General features: G+C 66.4%; 11 protein-coding genes. 2 read left to right on the plus strand and 9 right to left on the minus strand.

The features are described 5' to 3' along the window. Positions 1–10: 10 nt before the first annotated feature. The 5 genes from leuS to KH616_RS05865 form a co-directional block, all read right to left on the minus strand. Complete coding sequence (gene leuS / locus KH616_RS05845) at positions 11–2,605, minus strand: leucine--tRNA ligase (RefSeq protein ID WP_292237984.1); 2,595 nt, start codon at positions 2,603–2,605, stop codon at positions 11–13. 245 nt (positions 2,606–2,850) lie between these two features. Then, positions 2,851–3,300 (minus strand): biopolymer transporter ExbD, encoded by a 450-nt coding sequence (locus tag KH616_RS05850; protein ID WP_292237985.1) that lies wholly within the window; start codon positions 3,298–3,300, stop codon positions 2,851–2,853. Positions 3,301–3,323: 23 nt separating this feature from the next. Further along, complete coding sequence (locus tag KH616_RS05855) at positions 3,324–3,992, minus strand: MotA/TolQ/ExbB proton channel family protein (protein ID WP_292237986.1); 669 nt, start codon at positions 3,990–3,992, stop codon at positions 3,324–3,326. 11 nt (positions 3,993–4,003) lie between these two features. Next, positions 4,004–4,801, minus strand: coding sequence for a 4-hydroxy-tetrahydrodipicolinate reductase (dapB, locus tag KH616_RS05860; protein WP_292237987.1), 798 nt, complete (start codon positions 4,799–4,801; stop codon positions 4,004–4,006). Between the two features lie 83 nt (positions 4,802–4,884). Then, a complete protein-coding gene (locus KH616_RS05865; protein WP_292237988.1) occupies positions 4,885–5,679 on the minus strand; it encodes an outer membrane protein assembly factor BamE in 795 nt (264 codons plus the stop codon). Positions 5,680–5,822: 143 nt separating this feature from the next. On the opposite strand from KH616_RS05865, the gene fur reads away from it, so the two are divergent. Beyond that, positions 5,823–6,251, plus strand: a complete 429-nt coding sequence (gene fur / locus KH616_RS05870; RefSeq protein WP_017333432.1) for a ferric iron uptake transcriptional regulator — start codon at positions 5,823–5,825, stop codon at positions 6,249–6,251. 147 nt (positions 6,252–6,398) lie between these two features. Here the strand turns inward: fur and KH616_RS05875 are convergent, their stop codons facing one another. The 3 genes from KH616_RS05875 to KH616_RS05885 all read right to left on the minus strand — a co-directional run bounded on the left by KH616_RS05875 (position 6,399) and on the right by KH616_RS05885 (position 9,438). Further along, complete coding sequence (locus KH616_RS05875; protein WP_292237989.1) at positions 6,399–6,923, minus strand: ureidoglycolate lyase; 525 nt, start codon at positions 6,921–6,923, stop codon at positions 6,399–6,401. An 8-nt stretch (positions 6,924–6,931) separates the two neighbouring features. Further along, entirely contained in the window at positions 6,932–7,939 is a 1,008-nt protein-coding gene (gene alc, locus KH616_RS05880; protein WP_292237990.1) for an allantoicase, read from the minus strand. A 173-nt stretch (positions 7,940–8,112) separates the two neighbouring features. Beyond that, positions 8,113–9,438, minus strand: coding sequence for a C4-dicarboxylate transporter DctA (locus tag KH616_RS05885; RefSeq protein WP_292237991.1), 1,326 nt, complete (start codon positions 9,436–9,438; stop codon positions 8,113–8,115). 201 nt (positions 9,439–9,639) lie between these two features. On the opposite strand from KH616_RS05885, the gene KH616_RS05890 reads away from it, so the two are divergent. Beyond that, positions 9,640–10,362, plus strand: a complete 723-nt coding sequence (locus tag KH616_RS05890; RefSeq protein ID WP_292237992.1) for an FCD domain-containing protein — start codon at positions 9,640–9,642, stop codon at positions 10,360–10,362. 102 nt (positions 10,363–10,464) lie between these two features. On the opposite strand, the gene KH616_RS05895 is transcribed toward KH616_RS05890, so the two are convergent. Continuing rightward, positions 10,465–11,105: type I glyceraldehyde-3-phosphate dehydrogenase (locus tag KH616_RS05895; RefSeq protein WP_292237993.1), on the minus strand; the 641-nt coding region annotated here is incomplete at its 5' end.

Below are 11,105 nucleotides of genomic sequence, written 5' to 3' on the forward strand. Positions count from 1 at the left end.
CTGACGGCCGTCAGACGACGATGTTCACGAGACGGCCCGGCACGACGACGATCTTCTTCGCCGGCTTGCCTTCGCTGAACTTCGCGAACATCTCGTCGGCCAGCGCCGCAGCCTCGATCGCCTCGCGGCTCGCGTCCTTCGCGACCTTCAGCGCGCCGCGCACCTTGCCGTTGATCTGCAGCACGAGTTCGATCTCGGCCTGCTCGAGCGCGGCCTCGTCGACCTTCGGCCAGGGTGCGTCGAGCAGCGGGCCGAATTCGTCGGCATAGCCGAGCACCTTCCACAACTCGAACGTGACGTGCGGCACGACCGGATACAGCACGCGCAACAGCACGCCGTAGCACTCGCGCAGCACCGCGGGCGACGCGCCCTTCGCGCCGTCGATCGCGTTCAGCATCTTCATCGCCGCCGACACGACCGTGTTGTACTGCAAGCGCTGGTAGTCGAAATCGGCCTGCTTCAGCACGCTGTAGATCTCGCGGCGCAGGGCCCGGTCGGCATCGCCGAGCTTGGCTGCGTCGAAGCCCGCGCGCTCCGCCAGCGCCTCGCGGTTCGCGAAGCCGAAGCTCCACACGCGGCGCAGGAAGCGGCTCGCGCCCTCGACGCCGGCGCCCGACCATTCGAGCTGCTGCTCGGGCGGTGCGGCGAACATCGTGAACAGGCGCGCGGTATCCGCGCCGTACTGGTCGATCAGCACCTGCGGATCGACGCCGTTGTTCTTCGACTTCGACATCTTCTCGATGCCGCCGAGCACGACCGGCTGACCGTCGGCGTTCAGCGTCGCGCCGACCGGGCGGCCCTTGTCGTCATGCACGACGGTCACGTCGGCCGGGTTGTACCAGGTCTTCTTGCCGGAGGCATCCTCGCGATAGAACGTCTCGTTCAGCACCATGCCCTGCGTCAGCAGGTTCTTCGCCGGCTCGCCGAACTTCACGAGGCCGAGGTCGCGCATCACCTTGGTCCAGAAACGCGAATACAGCAGGTGCAGGATCGCGTGCTCGATGCCGCCGATGTACTGGTCCATCGGCATCCAGTAATCGGTGCGCGCGTCGACCATCGTTTCCGCATCCGGCGCGGTGTAGCGCGAGAAGTACCACGACGAATCGACGAACGTGTCCATCGTGTCGGTTTCGCGCTTCGCTGCCGCGCCGCACGTCGGGCACGTGCAGTTCAGGAACGCTTCCGACTTCGCGAGCGGGTTGCCCGAGCCGTCCGGCACGAGATCCTCCGGCAGCACGACCGGCAGATCCTGTTCCGGCACCGGCACGTCGCCGCACGACGGGCAGTGAATGATCGGGATCGGCGTGCCCCAGTAGCGCTGGCGCGACACGCCCCAGTCGCGCAGGCGCCACGTGACCTGCTTGTCGCCGAAGCCGCCCGCCTTCAGATCCGCGGCGATCGCGTCGACCGCCGCGCCGTGACCCAGTCCGTCATACTTGCCGCTGTTCACGCAGACCGCGACATCCTTGTCGCCGTACCACTCCTGCCATGCGTCGGTTGAGTACGTCTGGCCTTCGGCCGCGATCACCTGCTTGATCGGCAGGTCGTACTTCTTCGCGAATGCGAAATCGCGCTCGTCGTGCGCCGGCACGCCCATCACCGCGCCTTCGCCATAGCTCATCAGCACGTAGTTGCCGATCCACACCTCGACCGGCTCGTTCGTCAGCGGATGCCTGACCATGAAGCCGGTCGGCACGCCCTTCTTCTCCATCGTCGCCATGTCGACTTCCGCGACGCCGCCGCGCTTGCATTCGTCGATGAACGCCTGCAGCTCGGGCTTGTCCTGCGCGAGACGCGTGGCGAGCGGATGCTCGGCCGCGATCGCGCAGAACGTCACGCCCATGATCGTGTCGGCGCGCGTCGTGAACACGCGCAGCAGCTTCTGCTCGCCGTCCAGTTCGTACGGGAAGCCGAAGTTCACGCCGAAGCTCTTGCCGATCCAGTTCTGCTGCATGATCTTTACGCGCTCCGGCCAGCCGAGGCCGTCCAGATCGTTCAGCAGCTCGTCGGCGTACTGCGTGATGCGCAGGTAGTACATCGGGATCTCGCGCTTCTCGACGAGCGCGCCCGAGCGCCAGCCGCGGCCGTCGATCACCTGCTCGTTCGCGAGCACGGTCTGGTCGACCGGATCCCAGTTCACGGTGCCCGTTTTCTTGTACGCGATGCCCTTCTCGAGCATCTTGAGGAACAGCCACTGATTCCACTTGTAGTAGTCGGGCTTGCAGGTCGCGATCTCGCGCGACCAGTCGATCGCGAGACCCATCGACTGCATCTGGCCCTTCATGTACTCGATGTTGTCGTAGGTCCACTTCGCGGGCGGCACGCCGTTCGCCATCGCGGCGTTCTCGGCCGGCATGCCGAACGCGTCCCAGCCCATCGGCATCAGCGTGTTGTAGCCGTTCATCCGCAGATAGCGGTACATCACGTCGTTGATCGTGTAGTTGCGCACGTGACCCATGTGCAGCTTGCCGGACGGGTAAGGCAGCATCGACACGCAGTAGAACTTCGGCTTTTGCGAGTCTTCCGTCGTCTTGTAAGCATCGGCTGCGCGCCAGTCGCGCTGGGCGGCGGCTTCGACGTCGGCGGGTACGTATCTTTCGTGCATGGCGTGGTTCGGACTAGGCTGTAGGCGACGCGCCGCGACAGGCGCGCGCGGGAGTGGATCGAAAGTCGTGCTTGCCCGGCAGGCGGACGTCCTCGCGGCTTCCGGGCCTTCCTTCGCTATCCCGAACAGGGCCGGGACGCCGCGAGAAGATCCGGGGAACCGGGACAACGTCGGTCAACCGGGAAAAACGTCGATTATACCGTCCACGCCGGGCCGAGCGGCCCGTCTCGCGGGCGAAGTCGCGCTTAGCGAAGCGCGGGCGCCGTGGAACCGGCGGTTCGCGGGGGCAGGTCGGTCACGAATCCGATCCGCGACAGCCCTGCGGCCTGCGCCGCGCCCATCACCTGTGCGATCACGTCGTAGCGCGTCGCGCGCGACGCGCGCAGGCGCAGCTCGGGCGGCGAGCCGCTTTCGGCGGCCGCGCGGAACCGCGCCGGCAGCGCCTCGAGCGCGACGGGCGCATCGTCCCAGTAGAGCCGGCCGGCATCGTCGATCGATACCGTGACGGTGTGCGGCGTCTCGCGCGCAGCGCCCGCCGCGACCTTCGGCAAATCGAGCCGGATCGCGTGCGTCATCAACGGAGCCGTGACGATGAAAATGACGAGCAGGACGAGCATCACGTCGATCAGCGGCGTCATGTTGATGTCCGCCATCGGCGCGGACGTCTTGTGATGGTCGAGTCCGCCGAATGCCATGATCGCGTCCCGGGAAGCGGAGGTCAGGCCTCGTTCGCGCACACGAATACGTGCAGGTCGCGCGCGAAGCCGTCGAGTTCTTCGGCGAGCTGGCGCACGAGGCGCCCGAGGATGTTGTAGGCGAGCACCGCGGGAATCGCGACCACGAGCCCGAACGCGGTCATGATCAGCGCCTCGCCGACCGGCCCGGCGACGTTTTCGATCTGCGCCTGCCCGCTCGCGGCGATGCTGCCGAGCGCATGGTAGATGCCCCAGACCGTGCCGAGCAGCCCGACGAACGGCGCGGTGCTGCCGATCGACGCCAGCAGCACCTGGCCGAATTCGAGCCGCCGCTGCGAACGCAGCATCGCATGACGCAGCGCGCGCAACACGCGTTCGCTGCGCTCGACGCGCGCGGCCAGCGCGGCGGGATCGTGGTCATGTGCTGCATCGCGCGCCGCCTCGGCGAGCGGCACGAACACGCGTTCGCGATCCGCACCGGCAAGTACGGCGATGCCCGCATCGAGCGTCGCCGCGCGCCAGAACGCGGCGAGCGCGCTCGGCCCCTGCCGCTTCGCGCGGACCAGCAGCCAGGCTTTCACGAGGAGGAAACACCAGCTCGCGATCGACATCGCGAGCAGTAGATAGGCGACCGCGTGCGTAACCGCGTCGCCGCTTTCGAGATAGTGGATGACGCCGGGGGGAGTCGCCATCGCCGTTCGCGTCAGCGCAGGCCGAGCACGTCCTGCATGTCGAACAGGCCGGCGCCGCGCGTCGACAGGAACTGCACCGCGCGCAGCGCGCCCTGCGCATACGACACGCGGCTCGACGATTTGTGAGTGATCTCGATCCGCTCGCCGATCCCGGCGAACAGCACGGTGTGATCGCCGACGATGTCGCCGCCGCGGATCGCCGCGAAGCCGATCGTCGACGGATCGCGCTCGCCCGTCACGCCCTGACGGCCGTACACCGCGCACTCGTCGAGCGAGCGGCCGAGCGCGCCGGCGACGGCTTCGCCCATCATCAGCGCGGTGCCCGACGGCGCATCGACCTTGTGACGGTGGTGCGCCTCGATGATCTCGATGTCGTAGCCGTGCGAGAAGTACTTCGCGGCGAATTCGAGCAGCTTCAGCGTGACGTTGACGCCAACGCTCATGTTGGCCGCGAACACGATGCCGACCTTTTCCGACGCGGCGCGCAGCGTCGCCTTCTGTTCGTCGGTAAAGCCGGTCGTGCCGATCACGAGCTTCACGTCGTGGCGCAGCGCGGCCTCGATGTGCGCGATCGTCCCTTCCGGGCGCGTGAAGTCGATCAGGTAATCGGCCTGCGCGAACACCGCGTCGAGGTCGTCCGTCAGTTTCACGCCGGTTTCCTTGCCGAGGAACGCACCGGCGTCCTGGCCGAGGTGCGGCGAGCCGGCGCGGTCGAGCGCGCCGACGAGCTGCGCGTCGGAATCGTTGAGAACGGCTTCGATCAGCATGCGGCCCATACGGCCCGATGCACCGGCAATCGCAATCTTCATGGCTTTCTATACGACAGGTCTAAAGCTAAAGGCGGGCGGCGCAAGCCGCCCGGATTCCGCCGGCACGCAGGCCGGCAGCGCGCTTACTCGGACGCGCCCGGCGCGGTAAGCGGCTGGTTCTGCAGCGTATCCGAACCTTGCGGACCGACGGGCGGCGGCGCCTCGTTCCCCACGGTCGGCTGCGGCGGACGATGGAACTGGAATTGCGGCTGGATCGCCGGAACCGCGCCCGGCGGCTGGCCGCCCGGCACCGGCGCGCCGGCCGCCGCCTGCGCGGACGGCGTGAAGCGGCGCGCGTTCGCGCCCTGGCCGGACACCTGCCGTGTTGCACGGTTCGCCGCGCGTGCGGCTTGCGCATTCGCGTCCTGGTCGACTGCGGCAGCAGCAGCGGCGACCGCGTCCGGCTTTGCCTCCGCCACCGGTGCGCTCGCCGCTTCGACGGCGCTTGCCGCGGCCGTTGCGACCGGTTTCGGCTGCTTCTTGCCGCGCCGGTCGCCGTCGATGTCGGCCAGCAGGTCGAGTTCGGACGGCAGATTGTCGGCGCCCGTCCAGCTCGACAGGTGCTCGCCCGAGAACGTCAGCACGAGGTCGCGCTGCTGGACGACGGCCGTCGAACCGCGCTTGAAGTAGAAGAGGTAATCCCAGCGGTCGGCGTGGAACATGTCCGACAGCAGCGGCGTGCCGAGCAGCGCGCGCACCTGGTCGCGGGTCATGCCGACCTGCAGTTGCGACGCTTTCTCCTGCGACACGAAGTTGCCCTGCACGACCGTGATGCGATACGGCGTAATGCTTTGCGCGATGCGCTGCGTCACGCTGTCGTAAGACGAACAACCCGCCAGCGCGGCAACGGCGGCGGCAGCGATGATGGCACTCCGCATGCGGCTCCTCTGATAGTGCGAAAGAGATTTTCGAATCATTTCCCTCACCGTGCCGGCCCGCTCTGGCAGGCCGCGCGTGTATCTGTAACGGCGAAAAGCCGGTAACATTGAAGCCCTGCATTGTACTCTAGGGATGCCTAGCCATGACCAATCCGACGGATCTCAAGAATATCGGGCTGAAGGCCACCCTACCTCGCCTCAAGATTCTCGAGATTTTCCAGCAGAGCCCCGTGCGTCACCTGACGGCGGAAGACGTTTACCGCAACCTGCTCAACGAGCAGCTCGACATCGGGCTCGCGACGGTTTACCGCGTGCTGACGCAGTTCGAGCAGGCCGGCCTGCTCACGCGCAGCAATTTCGAATCCGGCAAGGCCGTGTTCGAGCTGAACGAAGGCTCTCACCACGACCACCTTGTCTGTCTGGACTGCGGCCGGGTCGAGGAATTCTTCGACGCGGAGATCGAAAGCCGCCAGCAATCGATCGCGAAGGAACGCGGCTTCAGGCTTCAGGAGCACTCGCTCGCGCTGTACGGCAACTGCACGACCGAGAACTGCCCGCACCGCAAGCACTGAGCGGCGCACCCGCACACGCGAATCGGCCCGGCCGGCGTCATGCCTTCCGGGCCAATTTTTTGGGGAAACATCACGCCTTTGCGGCATGCCGCAGGCAACGGGCGCACTTAAGACGGGGGCGCAGCCGACAGACCGCCGCAGCGCGCGTCAGACCGCGCTCGCATACATCTCCGGGAACACGAGTTGCCAGACCGTGTCGAGCGCTGTCTCCTCGCAGTTCGGCTGCGTGCCGCCGCGGTCGACGACGACGAAATCGCTGACCGCGTCGAGCGCCAGCAGCGGATGGTGCCAGACGCCCTTCGCATAGTTCACGCCCTGCCAGCCTTCGACGAGGAATGCACGCATCCGCTCCGGCCGGAACGTGCCGGCCGGCGCCACGACCACCACATAGCGCGACACCGCCGCAAGCGGAATGAACGCCTGGCTGCCGAGCGGGTGGCGCTCCATCATCGTGATCGCAATCGGCAGCGCGCGCGGCTGTGCGCGGAACACGCTGATGAGCGGCCGCCCGCCGCCATCGCAGACATCGATCGTGGCGAGATCGTGAAAACGCTCGGTCGTTCCGCCGTTGATCGGGAAATGCCGGGCGCCTTCGAGCGCGATCACGTCGCCGAACGGCGTGAACGTCTCGCGGGTCAGGCGCTCGAGGCGCAACGTCGGACGCGTCGTCATGACCGCCCTCAGACCGGCTCGCCCCACAGACGCAGGCGCGACACGCCGCCATCCGGGAAGATGTTGAAGCGCACGTGCGTGACCGGGCCGAGCGCGGCCAGCGGGTCGAACGCATGGATGCTGTCCATCGACAGCTTCTGCTCGCCCAGCAACTCGGGCCAGAACATCGCCTGCGTGATCAGCGAATCGTCGGTGCCGCCTGCGACCTGCGCCGCCTGCAGCGAACAGCGATCCGGGAAATTGCCCTTGAAGTGCGCGGTGTCGACCTCGATGCGGCGAATGACGCCCGGCCGCGCCAGCGCGACGATCGCCCAGTCGTTGCCGGGTTCGCGGCGGCGGCGGGTTTCCCAGCCGTCGCCCATGTTGACGCCGCGCCCGGGCATCAGCATCTGCGATGCCGCCCCGAAGTGCTGGTTGTTCGCCGCCACCAGATAACCGCCATGCTCGATCGCCGCGAGGTCGATCAGCTCGCCTTTCGGCGCGTGGCGCCAGTCGCGCTGCGGCTGGCCGTAGACGCGCAGCCGCGCCAGGCCGCCGTCCGGATACAGGTTCACGCGCAGATGCGTATAGGGCCGCGGATCGGCGACGTCGACATAGTGATGGCTGTTGCCCTGCAGCGTCGTCGCGGGCACGATCGCGCGCCATTCGGCATTGTCGGACGGCGTCTCGCCGTCTGCGACGCACGCCTCGATCGACGCTGCCGGCGGGAAATTGCCGGTGAAGTGGCTGGTATCGAGGTCGACGCCGTGGATCACGCCGGGCCGCGCGAGGCGTATCACGCAGAAATCGTGGCCGGTCGTGCGCTTGCGGCGCGTCTCCCAGCCGTCCATCCACTTGCCGTGATCGTCGTACTTCCCCGGAACGAACACGGCAGGCTCGGGATTCAGCATGCGCTCCTTCGGCGCGAAGAACTCGTCGCTTGCGAACAGCGCCTTCGCACCGAACCGAGGATCGGCGAGGTTCATGTAACGACGCGTGAAGGCCGGCGCGTTCGGATCGGGAATCGGGTTGGCCATTGTGTCTCCTGTTGTCGATCAGATATTGACTGGACTGAGCGCTTTCGCTCCTTGTATCGGTCGGAGTCGGTACTTCAGCACCGAGACTCGCCATGCTTCGCATGCCGATCCCGCCCGGGACTGCCCGGATTGAAGCGCCGGCACATTCGGCGCCGAAGGCATTGCAGCAGTGGTCAAACTGCATGCGCCCGGTCGGCGCCCAGCGGCGCGGCAGCGCTTCCCTCCTCGTCGGCCGGCACGTAGCGCAGCTCCTGGTTCAGCACGCGCTTCGCGCGGGCCTTGTCGATATCGTTCTCCCACACGGCGACGACGACGGTCGCGACGCAGTTGCCGATCAGGTTGGTCAGCGCGCGGGCAATGCCGACGAACCAGTCGACCGGCAGGATCAGCACGAGGCCGAGCACGGGGATCGCGGGAATCGCTGACAGCGTCGCCGCGAGAATCACGATCGCCGAACCGGGGATGCCATGCGCACCCTTCGACGTGACGAGCGACACGAGCAGCACGACGATCAGGTCGTGGGTCGACAGCGGCGTGTTGGTCGCCTGCGCGATGAACAGCACGGCGAGCGTCAGGTAGATCGAGAAGCCATCGAGGTTGAACGAATAGCCGGTCGGGATCACGAGGCCGACGGTCGAGTCCTTCACGCCCATGTATTCGAGCTTGCGCATTACCTGCGGCAGCACCGCGTCGGATGACGCCGTGCCGAGCACGATCGACAGTTCCTCGCGCAGGTAGCGGATCAGCTTGAACACCGAAAACCCGGCGAACCGCATCACGATGCCGAGCACCACGGTGACGAACACGATGCAACTCAGATAGAACACGGCGACGAGGTAGCCCAGCTGCTTGAGCGATGCGACCCCGTACTTGCCGGTCGTGAATGCGATCGCGCCGAGCACGCCCAGCGGCGCGAGCTTGATGACGAAGCCGATCACGCGGAAGAACACGTGCGACAGTTCGTCGATCAGGCCGGTGACGCGCTGCGCCTTGTCGCCGAGCAGCGACAGCGCCGACCCGAACAGCACCGCGAACACGAGGATCTGGAGGATGTCGCCCTTCGCGAACGCATCGATCGCGGTATCGGGGATGATCTTCAGCAGATAGCCGGCCGTGTCCTTCAGGCTCTCGGCGTGCTTCGCGTACGACGACAGCGACGCCGGATCGAGCGAATGCAGGTCGATGTTCATCCCGACGCCCGGACGCGTGAGCCAGGCAAGCACAAGCCCGATCATCAGCGCCAGCGTGGTCATGATCTCGAAATAGACGACGGCTTTCAGTCCGACCCGGCCGACTTTCTTCAGGTCGCCCGCATTGGCCATGCCGCTGACCACGACGCAGAACACGATCGGACCGATGACCATCTTGATGAGCTTCAGGAAAGCGTCGCCGAGCGGCCTCAGCGATTCGGCGAACTGCGGAAAGAACGCGCCGAGCGCGACCCCGAGAATCAATGCGACGACTACCCGGCCAAACAGCGAATTGAGGAATCTCGACACGGCGCTCTCCCGGATCAACGGTTGCAATCTGTGCTGTTCATACTGGTATGACCAGTGATGTTATGGACGATAGTAGGAAGCCGATATAGTCGCGTCAAGAAAGATCAAAATAGGGATTTCCCGCCCTGCGAGGCCGGCTGGAAAAGGGGCGGATCGAGACTTTCCCGTAGCGGCGGGATACGCGGCGACGCACGGATTACAATGCCGGTCAGACCAGCCCTCGACACATCAATGAAAAGCGTTCCCCATACCGTGACCGATACCGCCATCGCGACAATCCGCGACCGGATCGAGGCAGGCGCGTATCCGGTGGGCAGCCTGCTGCCGGCCCAGCGTCAGCTCTCCGAGGAACTGGAGATCAGCCGCGCGTCGCTGCGCGAGGCGTTGTCGACGCTCGAGGCGCTCGGGATGCTGCGCATCCGCGCCGGCAAGGGCGTCTATGTCGAAAGCGCGCAGGCGACGGCCGGGCATGCGTGGCGTTTCGCCGAGCAGTCGTCGCCGCCCGACACCTATCAGATGCGCTACGCACTCGAAGGCTTCGCCGCGCGGATGGCCGCGCACGTCGTCACGGACGACGACATCGCCTGGTTCGAGGACAACCTCGCCGAACTGCACGTCGCGCTGACCGAAAACGAACTCGACGAGGCGTCGCAGCTCGATTTCGAGTTCCACATGCGGATCGTCAGCCTCGCCGGCAATGCGGCGATCGAGTCGATCCTGCGCGGCAGCGCGGACATCATGAAGGAAAGCCAGCGCATGCCGTTCTACCGGCGCGAGCTGCTGTTTTCGACCTGGAACGAGCATCGCGCGATCGTCGATGCGCTGATCGCGCGCGATCCGGCCGCCGCCGGCGCGGCGATCGAGGCGCACATCTCGAATGCCGCGCAGCGCGCGGGCGTGTATTTCCCGACGCCGGCAACCTGAACGCCGCCACGCCGGCGCACAAAAAAACCCGGCCGGCGCATGACGCCGGACCGGGTTCGGTCGCTGCACGGGCCGCCTCGCGGCAGCCCTGCGTGCGCGGGATTACTTCGCGTTCGCGAGTGCGACCGCCGTATCCAGCATACGGTTCGAGAAGCCCCACTCGTTGTCGTACCAGCTCGACACCTTCACGAGACGGCCCGACACCTTCGTCAGCGTCGCGTCGAACGTCGACGAAGCCGGGTTGTGGTTGAAGTCGATCGACACCAGCGGCGCGTCGTTGTAGCCGAGGATGCCCTTCAGCGCGCCTTCCGACGCTTCCTTCATGATCGCGTTGACTTCCTCGACCGTCGTGTCGCGCTTCGCAATGAACGACAGGTCGACGATCGACACGTTGATGGTCGGGACGCGGATCGCGTAGCCGTCCAGCTTGCCGTTCAGCTCCGGCAGCACGAGGCCGACCGCCGAAGCCGCACCCGTCTTGGTCGGGATCTGGCTGTGCGTCGCCGAGCGCGCGCGGCGGAGGTCTTCGTGATACACGTCGGTCAGAACCTGGTCGTTCGTGTACGCGTGGATCGTCGTCATCAGGCCGGTTTCGAGGCCGATCTTGTCGTTCAGCGGCTTGACGAGCGGCGCGAGGCAGTTCGTCGTGCACGATGCGTTCGAGATGACCTTGTGCTCGGCCTTCAGCACGTTGTGGTTCACGCCGTAGACGATCGTCGCGTCGACGTCCTTGCCGCCCGGCG

It is taken from the genome of Burkholderia sp., assembly GCF_018375725.1.
Classification (GTDB): domain Bacteria; phylum Pseudomonadota; class Gammaproteobacteria; order Burkholderiales; family Burkholderiaceae; genus Burkholderia.